This window comes from Pseudomonas lundensis (assembly GCF_001042985.1).
Classification (GTDB): Bacteria; Pseudomonadota; Gammaproteobacteria; order Pseudomonadales; family Pseudomonadaceae; genus Aquipseudomonas; species Aquipseudomonas lundensis.
In genome coordinates this window covers 46,174-64,081 of record NZ_JYKY01000012.1, presented here as the reverse complement: position 1 = coordinate 64,081, position 17,908 = coordinate 46,174, and the positions used below count along the sequence as shown (strand labels likewise).

The 17,908-nt window shown below is 59.8% G+C and carries 13 protein-coding genes and 1 pseudogene; 3 read left to right on the top strand and 11 right to left on the bottom strand.

Translation table 11 applies throughout. From position 1 onward, the window contains the following. Nucleotides 1-902 precede the first annotated feature (902 nt). The 5 genes and pseudogenes from TU74_RS11855 to TU74_RS11835 all read right to left on the bottom strand — a co-directional run. Nucleotides 903-1,112 (bottom strand): annotated as a pseudogene (locus TU74_RS11855) (short-chain dehydrogenase); the annotation flags it as partial. A 486-nt stretch (nucleotides 1,113-1,598) separates the two neighbouring features. Continuing rightward, complete coding sequence (locus TU74_RS11850) at nucleotides 1,599-2,315, bottom strand: tellurite resistance TerB family protein (protein WP_048376620.1); 717 nt, start codon at nucleotides 2,313-2,315, stop codon at nucleotides 1,599-1,601. 180 nt (nucleotides 2,316-2,495) lie between these two features. Further along, on the bottom strand, nucleotides 2,496-3,602 hold the full coding sequence (locus TU74_RS11845; RefSeq protein WP_047277339.1) for an NADH:flavin oxidoreductase/NADH oxidase: 1,107 nt from the start codon (nucleotides 3,600-3,602) through the stop codon (nucleotides 2,496-2,498). Between the two features lie 120 nt (nucleotides 3,603-3,722). Continuing rightward, entirely contained in the window at nucleotides 3,723-5,432 is a 1,710-nt protein-coding gene (gene recJ / locus TU74_RS11840) for a single-stranded-DNA-specific exonuclease RecJ (protein ID WP_048376618.1), read from the bottom strand. A 55-nt stretch (nucleotides 5,433-5,487) separates the two neighbouring features. Beyond that, nucleotides 5,488-6,030 (bottom strand): YaeQ family protein, encoded by a 543-nt coding sequence (locus TU74_RS11835; protein WP_047277342.1) that lies wholly within the window; start codon nucleotides 6,028-6,030, stop codon nucleotides 5,488-5,490. A 134-nt stretch (nucleotides 6,031-6,164) separates the two neighbouring features. Here TU74_RS11835 and TU74_RS11830 point away from each other — a divergent pair, with 134 nt between their 5' ends. Then, on the top strand, nucleotides 6,165-7,364 hold the full coding sequence (locus tag TU74_RS11830; RefSeq protein ID WP_048376616.1) for a CaiB/BaiF CoA transferase family protein: 1,200 nt from the start codon (nucleotides 6,165-6,167) through the stop codon (nucleotides 7,362-7,364). A gap of 48 nt (nucleotides 7,365-7,412) precedes the next feature. Next, complete coding sequence (locus TU74_RS11825; RefSeq protein ID WP_082149871.1) at nucleotides 7,413-8,291, top strand: TIGR02285 family protein; 879 nt, start codon at nucleotides 7,413-7,415, stop codon at nucleotides 8,289-8,291. Between the two features lie 174 nt (nucleotides 8,292-8,465). On the opposite strand, the gene TU74_RS11820 is transcribed toward TU74_RS11825, so the two are convergent. From TU74_RS11820 to xerD, 6 genes are all read right to left on the bottom strand, one after another. Then, nucleotides 8,466-8,873: a response regulator gene (locus TU74_RS11820; RefSeq protein WP_080960241.1), complete on the bottom strand. Its 408-nt coding sequence runs from the start codon at nucleotides 8,871-8,873 to the stop codon at nucleotides 8,466-8,468. Between the two features lie 143 nt (nucleotides 8,874-9,016). Beyond that, nucleotides 9,017-11,116 (bottom strand): transporter substrate-binding domain-containing protein, encoded by a 2,100-nt coding sequence (locus TU74_RS11815; RefSeq protein ID WP_052892913.1) that lies wholly within the window; start codon nucleotides 11,114-11,116, stop codon nucleotides 9,017-9,019. A 119-nt stretch (nucleotides 11,117-11,235) separates the two neighbouring features. Beyond that, nucleotides 11,236-12,645, bottom strand: coding sequence for a threonine synthase (thrC, locus tag TU74_RS11810; protein WP_047281165.1), 1,410 nt, complete (start codon nucleotides 12,643-12,645; stop codon nucleotides 11,236-11,238). A gap of 105 nt (nucleotides 12,646-12,750) precedes the next feature. Then, nucleotides 12,751-14,055, bottom strand: a complete 1,305-nt coding sequence (locus tag TU74_RS11805) for a homoserine dehydrogenase (RefSeq protein WP_048376614.1) — start codon at nucleotides 14,053-14,055, stop codon at nucleotides 12,751-12,753. Nucleotides 14,056-14,191: 136 nt separating this feature from the next. After that, nucleotides 14,192-14,923: a DsbC family protein gene (locus tag TU74_RS11800; protein ID WP_047277353.1), complete on the bottom strand. Its 732-nt coding sequence runs from the start codon at nucleotides 14,921-14,923 to the stop codon at nucleotides 14,192-14,194. A 146-nt stretch (nucleotides 14,924-15,069) separates the two neighbouring features. Continuing rightward, nucleotides 15,070-15,966, bottom strand: a complete 897-nt coding sequence (gene xerD / locus TU74_RS11795; RefSeq protein ID WP_047278332.1) for a site-specific tyrosine recombinase XerD — start codon at nucleotides 15,964-15,966, stop codon at nucleotides 15,070-15,072. 132 nt (nucleotides 15,967-16,098) lie between these two features. Between xerD and TU74_RS11790 the strand changes: the two genes are divergently transcribed. After that, nucleotides 16,099-17,895, top strand: coding sequence for a cation:proton antiporter (locus tag TU74_RS11790; protein WP_048376612.1), 1,797 nt, complete (start codon nucleotides 16,099-16,101; stop codon nucleotides 17,893-17,895). Nucleotides 17,896-17,908: the final 13 nt, after the last annotated feature.

The following is a 17,908-nucleotide window of genomic DNA, read 5'->3' as shown; positions in this document are numbered from 1 at the left end:
CCTAAGGGATCTTGATCGTGCTCGTGAACTTGATCTTGATCTTGATCTTGATCTTGATCTTGAAAAGTCTCCCTGCTGCCACGCGATTGCAGGCACACCGCAAAGGCCCCTCACAGCAGGCTGAACGCAGGTGCTGTTGCGGGGGTGGGTCGGCAGGAGCCGAGCCAGCCGTGCTGGGCCATGGATGGCCCGTCACGGCGTGCCCCCGCAACAGTGCCGGAGTGAAGGCACCGTCGAGCCAGAGCGAGACGGCCGTATGGCAGGGCAAGGACCTTTTGCTTACTTTTGGGGCTGTTTGCCAAAAGTGAGCCGCCGTAAGGGCGGAACCCGTAGAAGGCCCTCACACATCAAACGGATATGTACACCGTGGTTTCAACAGGAACAGAGCGTACATATCCGTTATCAGCGTCTAACTGAACGATAGGTTTCGCTCTTACAGCGAGTCCCTTTTGTCAAACAGCCACAAAAGGAACCAAAAAGGCCTTGCCCTGCCATACGGCCGCCTCGCCTAGGCTCGACGGTGCCCTCGCTCCGGCGATATGACGGGGGCACGCCGTGACGGGCCATCCATGGCCCAGCACGGCTGTCTCGGCATCCTGCCTCGTCACCCCCGTCATACCCCCTGCGCTCGGCCTTCTGTGAGGGGCCTTTGCGGGGTGTTCTCAGGGTTGAGTGGCCTCAGTAAAAGGCCTTCTGCGGTGTTCTCAAGGTTGAGTAGCAGCAGTAACAGACCTTCTGTGGTGCTCACACGTTTGAGTGGCAGCAGCAAGGGGGCTTCTGCGGCGTTCTCACATTTGAGTGGCAGCAGCAAAGGGCCTTTGGGGTGTTTTCAGGTTTTGAGTGGTAGCCGCAAAACGGCCGGGGAGATGGCGTTTAAAAACGCCGTCTGCAAAGACTCCACTCGGCTGCAATCGCCACCCCAACACATTGAGCAGATCACATCCATCACGCAGCAACACGGCTGCGGTGGCTGCCAGATGCTTGAGGTCAACGGCATCTGCCTCCTGCACCTCGCGGCTGGAAAAGGTTTCCATCAATTGGGTAACCGCCAGCACACGGGCCGTGGCATTGGCATGCAACACATCAAGCGGGGCGTTTCGGTCAATCAGCAAGGCGGGGATGGTGCAGTCGATAGCGGTTAGCGGTTAGCGGTTAGCGGTTAGCGGTTAGCGGTTAGCGGTTAGCGGTTAGCGGTTAGCGGTTAGCGGTTAGCGGGATATACGGGGACTTAATCATTGAGACAACTCCTAGATCTTGCGATTAGGCCACCCACTTCCCGTCGCCAAACGAAATCAAAGGTGGCTGCTGTACGCGGGTTGGCGAACCGGCAGAATCTAGGAAAACCCGGCAGACCCGAAGATCTCCCGCGCACAGCAGCCATAAAGGATGGCGATGCAAAATACACGCTTCGCCAGATACAACAACCATTACGCTTCCAAAATCCTGTTCAGGTCGCCAAACCCGGTCGCCCCGAGGGGCGAGCGCAAACTATAGGCGTGACCGAACAGCCTCATCACTCAGCAAACCTGTACGAAACCTCCCGCAATTGCGTGCGTACAAATCGTAGTGCGACGTCACGCCCGTGCAGCACACGGCGGCTAGGCCGCCTGGTGAACCTGACGCTCAAGTTCGGCCTTGAGCCCCGGCTCCAGCTTGAGCTGTTTGGCCAGTTCGTCCAGGTAGGCACGTTCCATAAAGTGTTCTTCATCCACCAGCATCACGCTGGCGATGTACATTTCGGCCGCCATTTCCGGGGTGCTTGCCGCTCGTGCCACTTCGGCCGGGTCCAGCGGTTTGTTCAGCTCGGCTTTTAACCAGTCCTGCAGACCCGAGTCGCCACTGATTTTGTGGAACTCGCCTTCGATCAATTGCCGCTCACGGTGGTCGATGTGGCCATCGGCTTTGGCCGCCGCGACCAGCGCCTTGAGGATGGCCTGGCTGTGCTGTTCCACTTGCACAGGCGCAATGCGGTCGATGGTTTGCGGTTCGGTTTGCGGCGCGGTGCCCTGGCTGGCCTGCCAGTTGCCGTAGGCTTTGTAGGCCAGAACGCCCAGCGCCGCCAAACCGCCGTAGGTGATGGCTTTGCCGCCAATTTTGCGTGCGCTTTTGTTGCCCAGCAGCAGGCCCATGGCGCCAGCGGCCAGTGCCCCGCCCCCCGCGCCCGAGAGCAGGCTGCCTAACCCGCCCGAACCACTGAGCAAGCCACCGAGTGCGCCTTTGTCAGCACCCGCACCGGGTTTTGCAGCACCGGTTTTGTTTTGCAACAACTCTTGGCCAGACTTGAGTAACTGATCGAGCAATCCACGCGTATTCATACACAGCCTCTAGCAACAGGGTTGGGGGAAGTCAGCAGGCCGACAGAGTAGTTCGCGGCCACGCAACGCAGTCAGTTCGTTTGCTTCCAGATGTTGCACCGAGCTTGCCAAACCCACCTTAATTGAACCTGAAGGTGGCCCGGCGCACGCCGCAAACACGCGGAATACGCCGGGGCGGGGTCATTCGCGCAGGTCGGATTCGTGGATGGGTTGATCGCGATGCGTGGCGCGCTGGTATTGCGCAGGCCAGGTCGCCTGTTTGCCGCCCAGGTCGTCATCGGCATGCAGGGGCCAGTAAGGGTCGCGCAGCAGTTCGCGGGCCAGCAGGATCAGGTCGGCCTGGCCGGTGCGCAGGATGTGCTCGGCCTGGGCCGGTTCGGTAATCATGCCGACCGTGCCGGTGGCGATGCCCGATGCCTTGCGGATGCTTTCTGCAAAACGCGTCTGATACCCCGGCCCGACGGGGATTTCAGCATTGGCCGAGGTGCCTCCCGAGGACACGTCGATCAGGTCGACGCCCAACGCTTTGAGGCGGCGCGCCAATTCGACGGTTTCGTCGGGGTTCCAGCCGTCTTCTACCCAGTCGGTGGCCGATACCCGCACGAACAGGGGCAGTTCTTGCGGCCAGACTTCGCGCACCGCTTCGGTCACTTGCAGCACCAGCCGAATGCGGTTTTCGAACGAACCGCCGTATTGGTCGCGGCGCTGGTTGCTCAATGGCGAGAGGAATTGATGCAGCAGGTAGCCGTGTGCCGCATGCACTTCAACCACCGAAAACCCGGCTTCGAGCGCGCGTTTGGCGGCGTCGGCAAAGGCCTGGATGACGTCCTGGATCTGGCGTTCGTCCAGTTGCGTGGGCACGGTGTGGCGCGGGTCGAAGGCAATGGGCGATGGCCCGACCGGCACCCAGCCGCCCTCTTCTACTCTGACGCTGCCTTGTTTGCCCAACCACGGACGCCAGGTACTGGCCTTGCGCCCGGCGTGGGCCAGTTGAATACCGGCGACGGCGCCCTGAGCGCGTATGAAACGGGTGATGCGTTGCAGCGGTTCGATCTGTTGGTCGTTCCACAGCCCAAGGTCTTGTGCGGTGATGCGACCGTCAGCGGTGACGGCGGTGGCTTCGGTGAAGATCAGCCCGGCGCCGCCCACGGCGCGGCTGCCCAAGTGGACCAAATGCCAGTCGTTGGCTAACCCGTCGACACTGGAGTACTGGCACATGGGCGAGACCGCGATGCGGTTCAAGAAGGTCAGTTGGCGCAGGGTATAGGGTTCGAGCAGCAGGCTCATGGGTCACCTCTCATGTCAGTGGGCAAACGCCAGACGGCTTGACGTCGGTGTGCCGACCAAGCGCTTACCAGAGATTAGTCGACAACACTGAAAGAGGTGGGGTTCAAATCCGCTGGCGGGTCAGCGCGGTTCGATGTGGGCGATCATCAGTTGCACGGTTTCGTTGCCCCGGAACTCGTTGAGGTCGAGCTTGTAGGCCAGTTCAACCCAGCGGATGGTCGGGTTGGGCCACACGTCGCGGTCGATGCCGAACGCAATGCCGTCGAGTTTGACGCTGCCGCATTGGGTTTTGAGCACCACTTTGAGGTGCCGTTCACCGACGATCCGTTGTTCCACCAGCTCAAATACCCCATGAAACAGCGGCTCGGGGAAGTGTTGCCCCCAGGGGCCGGCGTTGCGCAAGGCACGCGCCAGCTCAAGGTGGAACTCTTCGACAGTCAGGCTGCCATCGGACAGCAGGCGCCCGGTGAGGTCTTCTTCACGCAGTTGACGCCGCACTTCAGCATCGAACGCCTGGCTGAACTGCTCAAAGTTCGCCACCGGCAAGGTCAGCCCGGCGGCCATGGCGTGGCCGCCGTATTTGGCGATCAGGTCGGGGTGTTGCGCTGCGACCACGCTCAGTGCGTCGCGGATGTGAAAGCCCGGCACGGAGCGCCCCGACCCTTTGAGCAGGCCGTCGCCCGCATCGGCAAACGCAAAGGTGGGCCGGAAATAACGCTCTTTGAGGCGCGAGGCCAAAATCCCGATGACCCCTTGGTGCCAGTCCGGGTCGAACAGGCACAACCCGAACGGCATCGAGTCGACCGGGAGTTCCTTGAGCTGGGCCAGTGCTTCGCGCTGCATGCCTTGCTCGATGGATTTGCGGTCCTGGTTCATCTCGTCCAGTTGGGCGGCCATGGCGCGCGCGGCGTTGGCGTCGTCGGTGAGCAGGCATTCGATGCCCAGACTCATGTCGTCCAGACGCCCCGCCGCATTGAGCCGCGGGCCGAGGATGAAGCCAAGGTCGGTCGAGGTGATGCGCGTATGATCGCGCTTGGCCACTTCCAGAATGGCCTTGAGCCCCGGCCGGGCGCGACCGGCGCGAATCCGTTCCAGGCCCTGATGCACCAGAATCCGGTTGTTGGCGTCCAGCGGCACCACGTCCGCCACACTGCCCAAGGCCACCAGATCCAGCAGTTCAGCGATGTTGGGCGCCTGGCTGTGTTCGTATCGGCCCAGGCTGTTCAAACGCGCACGCAGCGCGATCAGCACATAGAAAATCACCCCCACCCCGGCCAAGGCCTTGCTGGGAAACGCGCAGCCCGGCTGGTTGGGGTTGACGATGGCATCGGCGGCGGGCAGTTCTGTGCCCGGCAAGTGGTGGTCGGTGACCAACACCTTGAGCCCGGCCTTTTTCGCCGCGGCGACCCCTTCGACGCTGGAGATGCCGTTGTCGACCGTGATGAGCAACTGCGGCTCGCGGGTCAGGGCGACTTCGACGATTTCCGGGGTCAGGCCGTAGCCGTACTCAAAACGGTTGGGCACCAGGTAATCGACATGCGCCGCCCCCAGTAACCGCAGGCCCAGCATGCCGACGGTGCTGGCCGTCGCGCCATCGGCGTCGAAGTCACCGACGATCAGGATGCGCTGACGCTGGTCCAGCGCCTGCACCAGCAAATCCACAGCGGCCTCGATACCTTTGAGCTGCTGGTACGGGATCAACCGCGCCAGGCGCTTGTCCAGTTCAGCCTGTGATTGCACGCCACGGGCGGCGTACAACCGTGTCAGCAACGTCGGCATTTCGCCCAGAAAAGGCAGGATTTCAGGCAATGGACGAGGTTCGATGCGCATAAGCGGGGGATGTGTCTCTGAGTCTGAAGGTGGAAAGATTGAAGCAGGCCGAGGATTAACCGCGTTCGCCGGTCAACCACTGCAATTGCACTTCGTGCTGGCCGCGGTCATCGGTCACGAAGATCGTGCCTTCGCTGATCATCACGTCCCACTTGATCACCCGTGGCATGTCTTTGGCCAAGGTTTCGAGGACCTCTTGCGGCACGGCCGCCACGTTGACGTTTTTCAGGTTTTTGATCGCCGGAATCACTTTGCCTTCCCAGACGCGCAGGCTGCCGTAGGCCAGCAAGCTGGTGCGTTCGGTGCGGCGCGAACACCAGGTCAGGCGCTCTGCGTCCGGCTGGCCGACTTCGATCCAGTGCAAAACACGGTCATCCAGGCTTTTTTCCCACAGCGCCGGTTCGTCTACATCAGACAGGCCGCGTCCAAAGGACAGTTGCTCGTTGTACCAGAAGGCATACGCCAGCAAACGCACGGTCATGCGCTCTTCGGTTTCCGAAGGGTGACGGGCGATGGTCTGTTTTACGCTCTCATACACACCGCGATCAAGGTCGGTGAGGTTGAGTTCAAACTTGTAAGTCGTGGACGGCTGGGCCATGAACGGGCTTCTTGATACGGAGAAAGGCGGCAAGTCTACCCGATACGCCAAGGATCAACGAACTCTGCAGCTTCTTGCGCGCCCGCTCCTATGTTAAAAGGCTGTACTCGCACGCTCCCGGACAAGGATTACTCATGCCCCTCGCTGCCAAACCCCTTTCGGGCCTTAAGGTCGTCGAACTCGGAACGCTGATCGCCGGGCCGTTTGCTTCGCGTATTTGCGCCGAATTCGGGGCTCAGGTGATCAAGGTTGAATCCCCGGACGGGGGCGATCCGCTGCGCAAATGGCGCAAGCTGTATGAGGGCACGTCGCTGTGGTGGTTCGTGCAGGCGCGTAACAAGAAATCCCTGACGCTGAACCTCAAGCACCCCGATGGCCTTCAGGTGCTCAAGGCGTTGTTGGCCGACGCGGACATCCTGATCGAGAACTTTCGCCCCGGTGTGCTCGAAAAGCTCGGGCTGGGGTGGGACGTGTTGCATGCCTTGAACCCCAAACTGGTCATGGTCCGCCTGTCGGGCTTTGGCCAGACCGGGCCGATGAAGGATCAGCCGGGCTTCGGGGCCGTGGGTGAATCGATGGGCGGGCTGCGTTACATCACCGGTTTCGAAGACCGCCCGCCCGTGCGCACCGGCATTTCCATTGGCGACTCGATTGCCGCGCTGTGGGGCGTGATCGGTGCATTGATGGCCTTGAGGCACCGCGAGGTGAATGACGGCCAGGGCCAAGTGGTGGATGTGGCGTTGTATGAAGCCATTTTCGCGATGATGGAAAGCATGGTCCCGGAGTTCGATGTGTTCGGTTTTATTCGCGAACGCACGGGCAATATCATGCCGGGCATTACCCCCTCTTCGATCCATACCAGCCTGGACGGCAAGCACGTCCAGATTGGCGCCAACGGCGATGCGATTTTCAAACGGTTCATGCAGCTGATTGGCCGTGACGACTTGGCAAACGACCCGCAGCTGGCCAGCAATGACGGGCGTGACGCACGACGCGATGAACTGTATGGCGTGATTGATCGCTGGGTGGCCTCGCTGCCGCTGGACACGGTGCTTGAGCAACTGAATACCGCGCAGGTGCCGGCCAGTCGTATTTTCTCGGCGCAAGACATGTTCAGCGACCCGCAGTTTCTGGCGCGGGAGATGTTCCTGAGTGCCAAATTGCCCGACGGCAACGACTTTAAAATGCCGGGCATTGTGCCCAAGCTCTCCGAGACCCCTGGGTCGGCCGAGTGGGTGGGCCCCGAGCTGGGCGCCCATAACGATGAAGTGCTGGGCGCGTTGGGCTACGACGCCTCGGCCATTGCGGCACTGAAACACGACGGTGCCATTTAGCAGAGGGGCTCGGCCCCTTTTCAAACGCTGTAGAAGGAACACCGCACCATGACGATTCGCTCATGGCGGCCAAGCCGTTGGGCTCAATTCATTCCTTGGGCGATGCTGGGCTGGGCGTGCATGAGTTCCGGGGCCGAAAAACTCACATGGCTGATGCGCGATTTACCGCCGCTAACCGTCTTTGAGGGCCCGCAAAAAGGTCAGGGGGTGATTGATCAGCTCATGCCCTTACTGATCGCCAGCCTGCCCGAATACGAACATGTGGTGGTCAAAGTCAATCGGGCCCGTGCCATGCAAATGCTGCAGGACCCGACGCTGACGTGCGACCCGGCGCTGGTGTGGAATCCCTCACGCGCACAATCGATTGCCTACTCGGCGCCGGTCATGGGCTTACACAGCAACGGGCTGGTGATCCGCCAAAGCGATGAGCCGAAGATCGCGCCTTATGTCACGGATCAGTCGGTGGACCTTAAGCGCATGCTCAATGCACAAGGCGTCCGGCTGGGGGTGGTGGCCAAACGCAGTTATGGCATGTGGATCGATGAGCAGCTGGCGCATAGCGAGGACCGCCAGCTGTTTGTTCACCATGGCAATGATGCCTTGGGCAGCCTGTTGCAAATGCAGCATGCCGGCCGGCTGGAAGGTGTTTTGGGGTATTGGCCCGAGATTCAGTCCAAGGCCCGGCAGCAAGGCTTGCCGTTTGAAACACTGCTGTTCTACCGGATTTTGGGCGCGCCCACGTATCAGCCGATTTATATCGGGTGCTCCGACACCCCTGCGGGCCACGAAGCGTTGGGCCGGATTAACCGGGCATTAGCCACGTTGGAGCCGGACGCGTTGCGTGAGGCTGAAGCTCAGTGGCAGGAGCCCGGCCACCCTGACGACTACGTGAATGGACAAGCAAGTCCGCCAAAGCGCCCACGCTGACAAATTGCGCTCAAAAAAAACCCCGAGCAGTGGGGAGTCAACTCGGGGTTTAACAGGATCAGGTGATCCGCTCGACGGGCGTCAGGCATCGGAGCAAAACGCTTGATCCCGTCGATGAAAAATCTGACAAGCCGGTAAGAAAAAAGGTTCCCTCAGGCCTGCAATCAATTTGCCTCAGCGGCCCAACGTGTTGAAACATGGCACCTGGTAGGCCTGCAACAGCTGGTTCAAGCGACTCACACTGACGGGTTTGGTCAGAGAGCCCAATACCTTGAGGCCTTCGCGGCGCGCCCGGCTGGCGGCCTTTTCAACAACATGCGGCGCGGCGCAGGTCTGGATGATCAACGCCGATGCATGGCGCTGCTGGGCCAGCTCAGTGATCAGGTCAAGCCCCGAGGTGGTGTCCAGGTAAAGGTCGCAAATGGCGATATCGATAGCACCGCGTACCGCAAGTGAGTGACGTGCCGCCTCCAGGCTTGAAGCGGTCAGCACGTCGAAAATGCGGCATGCATTCAACATTTGATGCAGGGTCATCAACTGAAAAGGGTTGTCTTCAAGGATCAGTACTTTCAGGTTTTGCATCATGAACCTTTACAGCTGCGGGACGATTGCTCGAATGGAGCGCACTGTAGAAGGCTCAAACTGAACAGAACATAAGACAAATCTTGAATTACGGTAAGAACACTCCTACGAAAGCCAGCACCTTTGAAACGCGAAGGGGCCAATCAAGGGATATCCCACTTCCTCCCTTCCGACCCGTCAAACCAGCCTCCCACCAACCCCTCTAACTGCCCGGTCGATGAATAAAAAGGGACAGTCCACTGATACACCTCTGTGCTGCAGGCTTTGAATTCCATGACACGTTTTATGTAAAACGGCTTTCGGCTGCGGATAACGTCCAGCAACTCTCGATGTAACTGCTCGGCCAGGGTGGGGGGATAAAGATTCGCTTCAAGGCTGTTTAAACCCTGGATGCGCTCCAGCTTGATGGATAAACGCTCTTCATAACTGCGGTTGCAGGTGACTATTTCACCTTTGACACCGACTACAAAAATGGGGCTGGGAATGCCGTCCAGGTAACGGCGCTGAAACTCGATAGCCTCCTGTAATTGAGCTTCGCGTGCATGCCCCAGCACAATCTGGTTATGCAGGCGCCGATTGCACAAAAACAACAACAGGCCCACCACCAGCAGAGCTGCCATTGGTCCATACAGCCATGGCGAGTGATGAAGGGGGCTCTCAACAAGCGGCGCCTTCCTTACCCCGCCCAACCACTTGCTTCTCAAGGTGCGGATTTCGGTCATGGTCATGGCTTCAAGCGCCTTGTTCAGGATGCTCAAGAGTTCGGGGTGCTTTGCATGCACCGAAAACGTATCGGCTGACCAGCGGCCTTCGACGGTGCGGCCCACCTTGAGACGACCCGGCGGATACAGGTACGCCTGTGTCTCGCTTTGAATCGTCGCGTCGGCCTCGCCTTTTTCCACCAGGCTCCTGGCTTGATCGAAACTGGCGACCGTGTGCACTTCGATCTCCGGATGGTCGCGCCGGATCATGGCTTCAAGAGCATGCCTGGCGGGAAGTGCCAACACCTTGCCGGACAACTGCTCTAATGATCCGAGCCGTGAGTCGTGGGTGCGAACGATGAAAACCCAGGGCGCACCGCCGTAGGAGTACGTGAAGTTCAGAAACTCCTTTCGCTCCGGACTGATAGACAGCGTGGCGTTCATTTGGCCTCGACCACTCTTGAGCAGGCCCAACGTTTGGGCGGTCGAAAACGACTCTTCATGGACGAATTGCAGCCCGGTCATGCGTGATATGCGCGCAAGGATGTCAATGCTCAAGCCTTCCCACTCGCCCCTGGCGTTGCGAAAGGTATAGAGCGGATATTGCTGGCTCACCACCGTGACCACGGGGTTAGCCTTGATCCACTCGCGCTCGGCGGGGAGCAAGTCGATGTGTTGCTGGGCAATGCTGCCCTCAAGGCCTTGGGTCCAGCGAGAAAGAATAAGTTCTGAGAGCGTCTGATCCACACTGTTGAGTACCTGATTGATCAGGCTCGTCAACTGGCGGTCTGCCAGACGCGTCGCAAAGGCGAAGCCCGATACCGGTATGGCGCTGTCATCGATGATGCGCAACCTTGAATAAGGACGAATGCTATTGAACGCCTGGACGATGACCTCATTGCCGATGAAGGCATCGATGTCCCCTTCTATCAGGGCTTCCATGGCGCTGTGCATCGTGGGGGTGATGATGATTTCGCTGTCAGGGTAAAACGCATGGGCGGCGGGTATGTCGATGTAACCGTCCAGGAAGCCGATCTTTTTGCCCGACCAGTCATCGATGGATTCAGACTCAATATCACGTCCGACAATCACCGGTTGATCCACCATGTAATCCTGCGAGAACTCGATGCCCTCGATCCCGCGCTCAAACCCGCTGGCGCTGGTCAATACATCGATCTTGCCCGCCAGCAGCTCGGCTACGGCCTGATCGCGCTTGCGAAAGCCAAGCACCTCGACCTGGACCCCTAACGTGTCACGAATGATGCTCAGGTAATCGGCACTGATGCCTTGATAACGGTTTCGATCGTTGGTGATATCGATGGGCTCGTAACCATCGAGGGTGATGCCCACGCGTAGTTTGCCGCGCTCCTGCAGCCAGCGTTTTTCTTCGCTGTCCAGACGCAGGGGTTTAAAACTGGCAAAGCTGGGAGGCAACTTGAAGGGTAAGCCGTGTGCGGCATCGGCAGACGGCATAAAGCCCAGCACACCGAGAATCAGCACGGCGTTTATCCATGATCCAAATGCCTGAAAAGTACGTGACATTGCAGCTTCCTTGACTGACAACTCGCCAGCCTTGGAGGGCGAGAACGGCGCAAGTTTGCCACGCACAAACAAAAAAGCCCGTCAGGCGACGGGCTTCAATGTCTGTAGGACAAGACCTGTTACAAGGCTTTGCCTCGGTTGCCATGCTGGCCCACAAAGGCTTGAACCGCTTTCAGGTCATTTGCCAGAACGGTGTAACGCTCTTCTCGTGCAAACAAATCAGAAAGATGCGCTGGCAGTTGCAATGCCTTTCCTACGCCTGCCTTCTCAACCGCCTCGGGGAACTTGACCGGGTGAGCAGTGCCCAGAATCACCATGGGGGTGTCCAGGCTACGACGGCACTCACGTGCAGCCTTGACGCCGATGGCCGTATGCGGATCCAGCACTTCGCCGGTTTCTGCGAACACCTGGGCAATGGTTTCACAGGTCTGGGTGTCGTCGACGGCCAACGAGTCAAACAGGCGGCGGGCTTCGGTCCAGCGATCGTCTTCAACGCTGAAGTGGCCGGTTTGCTTGAACGTGTCCATCAGCTCGGCAACCAGCGCCCCGTTACGCCCGTGCAGGTCGAACAGCAAGCGTTCGAAGTTCGAGGACACCATGATGTCCATCGATGGCGACAGGGTCGCGTGCAGGGTTTCTTTGGCGTACTGATTGCCGCTCATAAAGCGGTGCAGGATGTCGTTGCGGTTGGTGGCGACAATCAATTGATTGATTGGCAGGCCCATGTTGCGCGCCAGGTAACCGGCGAAGATGTCGCCGAAGTTGCCGGTGGGCACCGAGAACGACACGGAACGGTGCGGCCCGCCCAACTGCAAGGCTGCGTGGAAGTAGTAGACGATCTGGGCCATGATTCGCGCCCAGTTGATCGAGTTGACGGCAACCAGACGCGTGCCCTTGAGGAAGCCCTGGTCCGCGAAGCTGGCCTTGACCATTTCCTGGCAGTCGTCGAAGTTGCCTTCGATGGCCAGGTTGTGGATGTTGTCACCGAACAGCGTGGTCATCTGGCGACGCTGCACTTCAGACACCCGGTTATTGGGGTGCAGGATGAAAATGTCCACGTTCTCGCAGTGCTTGCAGCCTTCAATCGCCGCCGAGCCGGTGTCTCCCGAGGTAGCGCCGACAATGACCACCCGCTCGCCGCGCTTTTCAAGCACGTAGTCGAGCAAGCGACCCAGCAGTTGCAGGGCGAAATCCTTGAAGGCCAGGGTCGGGCCGTGGAACAGCTCCAACACCCATTCATTGCCATTGAGCTGACGCAGCGGCGCGACCGCCGCGTGGGAGAACACGCCGTAGGTTTCTTCGAGAATCTTTTTGAAGTCGGCATCCGGGATGCTGCCCGTCACGAACGGACGCATCACGCGAAATGCCAGCTCGTGGTACGGCAGACCGGCCCACGAGGCGATTTCTTCCTGGGTAAAGCGTGGCAGGTTTTCCGGCACATACAGGCCGCCATCACTGGCCAGACCGGCCAACAGGACATCTTCAAAATTCAGGGCCGGTGCCTGGCCGCGGGTACTGATATAGCGCATTAGGGCGAACCTTCGAGGTGAGCGGCAAGCCGTGGCGATGACCCCCACGTCAACGCCAGATGGCACGTTAACGGGGAGCAGACGCCTACAGCGTACCGCTGGTCATTAATTTAGATGTTCCACGCGGATGCGGACCACTGAACCGACAACGCCTTGCAACGCTTCCAGCGCGGTGATGGCGTCGTTCATGTGCTGCTCAAGCACGCGATGGGTCAACAGAATCATTGGCACCAGGCCATCATGCTCTTCGACTTCTTTCTGCATGATCGATTCAATGTTGATGCCGCGCTCGGACAGGATACTGGCCACTTGCGCCAGCACGCCCGGATGGTCCTTGGCCTGAATGCGCAAGTAGTAAGCGCTTTCGCATGCTTCGATCGGCAGGATCGGATGATCAGACAGCAAGTCCGGCTGGAAGGCCAGGTGCGGCACGCGGTTTTCGGGGTCGGAGGTCATGGCGCGGACCACGTCGACCAGATCCGCCACGACCGAGGAAGCGGTGGGCTCCATGCCGGCGCCAGCCCCGTAGAACAAGGTCGAACCGGCGGCGTCGCCATTGACCATCACGGCGTTCATCACGCCGTTGACGTTGGCGATCAGGCGGTCGGCCGGGATCAGGGTCGGGTGAACCCGCAGCTCAATGCCGCTGGCCGTGCTGCGGGCGACGCCCAGGTGCTTGATGCGGTAGCCCAAAGCTTCGGCGTAGTTCACGTCAGCGGTGGTCAGCTTGGTGATGCCCTCGGTGTAGGCTTTGTCGAATTGCAGCGGAATACCGAACGCGATAGACGCCAGAATGGTCAGCTTGTGGGCGGCGTCAATGCCTTCAACGTCGAAGGTCGGATCGGCTTCGGCGTACCCCAGCGCTTGCGCTTCTGCCAGAACGTCTTCGAAGGTCCGGCCTTTCTCGCGCATCTCGGTGAGGATGAAGTTGCCCGTGCCGTTGATGATGCCCGCAACCCAGTTGATGCGGTTGGCGGACAGGCCTTCACGGATTGCCTTGATGACCGGAATACCGCCCGCGACCGCTGCTTCGAACGCAACGATCACGCCCTTTTCCTGGGCTTTGGCGAAGATTTCGTTGCCATGAACGGCAATCAGGGCCTTGTTGGCCGTGACCACATGCTTGCCGTTTTCGATGGCTTTGAGCACCAGTTCCCGGGCGATGGTGTAACCGCCGATCAACTCGATCACGATGTCGATGTCAGGGTTGGTTGCAACAGCGAATACATCGTTGGTAATGGGGGTACCGGTAATGTCGCACTGCGGGTTTGGCGTACGCATTGCAATTTGCGCAACCTGGATACCACGCCCGGCACGGCGGGCAATCTCCTCGGCGTTACGCTTAAGTACGTTGAAGGTGCCGCCACCGACGGTCCCTAGTCCACAGATGCCTACTTTGACCGGATTCACGCTGAACTCCCCATAAAACGGCCGACGCAAGGTCGGCCGTGGAAAACAACCGTGGTCTGCCACGGTTCTCTATTAATGCCCGGGCCGTTGAACGGCCCGAGCATGCTCGTCAAAGGCTTACTGTGACGAGGCAGGATTATTTAACACTGAGTGCCAGCTTGCCAACCTGTGCTGCTGGCTGATAGCCCGGAATCACTTGACCGTCAGCCAGGACGATGGCCGGCGTGCCGTTCACACCAATGGATTGGCCCAATGCGAACTGCTTGGACACAGGGTTGGCGCACTTGGGCGCGTCGACCGTTTTGCCATTGGTCATTTTGTCCATGGCGCTTTTCTTGTCCTTGGAACACCAGACCGCTTGCAGCTGTTGATCACCGGCCGAGCCCAAGCCCTGACGCGGGAACGCTACATAGCGCACTTCAATGCCCATTTTGTTCAGCTCAGGCACTTCTTCGTGCAGCTTGTGGCAGTACGGGCAGGTGGTGTCGGTAAACACGGTGATGTGCGACTTGGTTTCGCCAACGGCCGGGTACACCACGGTCTCTGCGGCAGGAATCCCGTTGATCAGCTTGGCAACGCTGACGCGCTCGGCCTTTTCGGTCAGGTTGACCGGCTTGCCGTCCTTGAGCTGGAACATATAGCCCTGCACGATGAACTGACCATCGGCACTGGCATACAGCACTCGGCTGCCTTTGAGTTTGACTTCATACAGGCCTGCCATCGGGCTGGCACTGATGCTTTCGACCGGCACATCCAGTTGCAGGGTTTCGAGGCTTTTACGAATGGCTTGCTCGGCGCCGGTATCGGCAAACGAAAAGGTACTGACCAACGCAATGGCTGCGGCGGCGAAAAGTTGGGTCACGCGCATGAGAACTCCTGAAGGCGGACAAAACGGCCAAACCTCACTACCCCAAGGCAAAAAGGGTTTTAGTGGCTCGTTTTCTGAACCGGCAAAGCCTACCACAGTTGGCCCGCAAGGCCGACTGTGGCGGATGCAACAGCTGACAAAGCACCTCAGCCGCGGGGATGGTGCCGGGCGTGCAGGTCTTGCAAACGCGCACGCGCCACATGGGTGTAGATCTGGGTCGTCGAAAGGTCGCTGTGTCCCAGCAGCATTTGCACCACTCGCAAGTCTGCCCCGTGGTTGAGCAGGTGCGTGGCGAAAGCGTGGCGCAGCGTATGCGGCGACAGCGACTTGTCGATACCGGCCACTGTGGCCTGATGCTTAATGCGGTGCCAAAAAGTCTGGCGGGTCATTTGCTCCCCGCGCTGGCTGGGGAACAGTACGTCACTGGGACGCCCGTTCAATAGCTCATGCCGGGCGTCGCGCAGGTAGCGCTCAACCCAGACAATCGCCTCCTCCCCCATCGGCACCAGGCGCTCCTTGCTGCCCTTGCCCATGACCCGCAGCACACCCTGACGCAAGTTGACTTGCTCCAGCGTCAGGCTGATCAGCTCGGTCACCCGCAACCCGCATGCATACAACACTTCCAGCATGGCGCGATCGCGCTGGCCGATGGCGTCGCTCAAATCAGGGGCAGCCAGCAACGCCTCAACGTCCGCTTCTGACAAGGACTTGGGCAACGGCCGCCCCAACTGTGGCATGTCGACTTGCAAGGTCGGGTCAACGGCAATCAATTTTTCACGCAGCAAGTAACGATAGAACCCACGCGCACCCGACAGAAAGCGCGCCGTAGATCGCGGCTTGTAATGCTGATCGAGACGCCAGGCCAAATGGTCGAGGATCAACTCTCGGCCCGCATGGGGCAGCTCGATCCCGCGCTCGCGTAACCAGCCATTGAACAGCGCCAAATCACTGCGATAGGCATCACGGGTGTTGTCGGACAGGCCTTTTTCCAGCCACAGGGCATCCAGAAAACGGTCAATAAGCGGGTCATCGATAGCTGGCATTGGCGCTCGAAACGCGCAGGCACTGAGCCGCGCGTAAATAAAAAGTGAACCGTGAAAGTGGCCGCTAGTCTTTCATAGCCGGCTCGCCGCATAAATAGAAAGCACTCATCACCCACCCCCAAGGGGCTCCTTATGAATGAACAACAGATCCTGCTGGCGTTTGGGGGCATCGGAATCGCTGCGCTGGGCTGCCAATGGCTGGCCTGGCGCCTGAAACTGCCGGCCATCCTGTTCTTATTGCTGGCGGGCATCCTGCTCGGCCCGGTGCTCGGCTGGCTAAATCCGCAAACACTGTTTGGCCCGCTGCTGATGCCGCTGGTGTCGTTGGCGGTGGCCTTGATCCTGTTTGAGGGGAGCCTGACGCTGCACCTGTCCGAATGGCGAGAAATTGGCACGGTTGTGCGCCGCCTCGTCACCCTGGGTGCTCTGTCGACCTGGGCCGTGATTACCGTGGCCACGCATTGGCTACTGGGTTTTGACTGGCTCCTGGCATTGCTGTTCGGCACTTTGACGCTGGTTACCGGGCCGACGGTCATTGTGCCGATGCTGCGCGTGGTGCGGCCCAAGGCGTCGATTGCGAACATTTTGCGCTGGGAAGGGATCGTCATTGACCCGATTGGCGCCCTGCTCGCCGTGGTCGTCTACAGCTTCATCATTGCCCGTGCTTCGGGCGATGGCTTGAGCCACAGCTTGCTGACCTTTGGCGGTGTGATTGTGTGCGGCAGCCTGTTCGGGATCGTGGGCGGCTGGGTTTCGGGGCATGTGCTGCGCAAGCAATGGCTGCCCGAATACCTGCAAAGCCTTGGCACGTTGGCGACAGTGCTGGCCGTGTTCATTGCCTCCAATCAGGTCATGCATGAGTCCGGCCTGCTGGCTGTCACGCTGATGGGCATGTGGATGGCCAACATGAAAGGCGTGGATGTGCGCAATATTCTGCACTTCAAGGAAAACCTCAGCGTTTTCCTGATCTCCGGCCTGTTCATTCTGCTCGCCGCGCGCCTTGATCTGGACGCCATGATCGGGCTGGGCCCGGCGGTGCTGGTTTTGCTGCTGATCATTCAATTTATTGCACGCCCCTTGAATGTATTGCTCTCGACATTTGGCTCAAAACTGAACTGGCGCGAGCGCACCCTCCTCGCCTGGATTGCACCGCGTGGCATTGTGGCCGCTGCGGTTTCGGCCATTTTTGCCATTCGCCTGGACGAAGCCGGTCACCAGGGTGCGCTGTTATTGGTGCCTCTGACCTTCGCCGTGATCATCGGCACTGTCGTGGTGCAAAGCGCTACGGCACGCCCGCTCGCGCGCTTGCTCAAGGTGGCAGAGCCGCCTCCCAGCGGCTTTTTGATTGTCGGCGCCAACGGCCCGGCCCGCCTGATCGGCACAGCCTTGCAGCAGTTGGGCAGCCGGGTGCTGCTAACGGATTCGAGCTGGGAAAACATTCGCGCGGCCCGCATGGAAAACCTGCCGACCTACTTCGGCAACCCGGCATCGGAGCATGCCGAATCGCACCTGGATCTGGTTGGTTTAGGGCATCTGCTAGGGCTGTCCCCCTCAGGCGAACTCAATGCGCTGGCCGCCATGCGTTTTCGTCATGAGTTCGGGCCGCATCGCCTGTTTGCGCTGGCCAACAGCCAGGAGAGCCGCCGCACGGATAAACACCGGGCCAGCCATGAGCATCGCGGCCGCGCACTGGGCGACCCGGCGCTGACCTACGGCCAGTTGGTGGGCGAGTTCAATCAGGGCGCGCAGTTGTACAGCACGCACCTGACGAATGAGTTCACGTGGCAAGACTATCAGGCGCTCCACGGGGAGCGAGCGAACCTGCTGTTTGCCAAGGACACGTCAGGCTGGGTACACGTAATCACGCCGCAAAGCGACGTGAGCCCCGAGCCAGGCTGGACGTTACTGGCATTGATCAGGCCCGCTTAGAGGGGGCACTCGC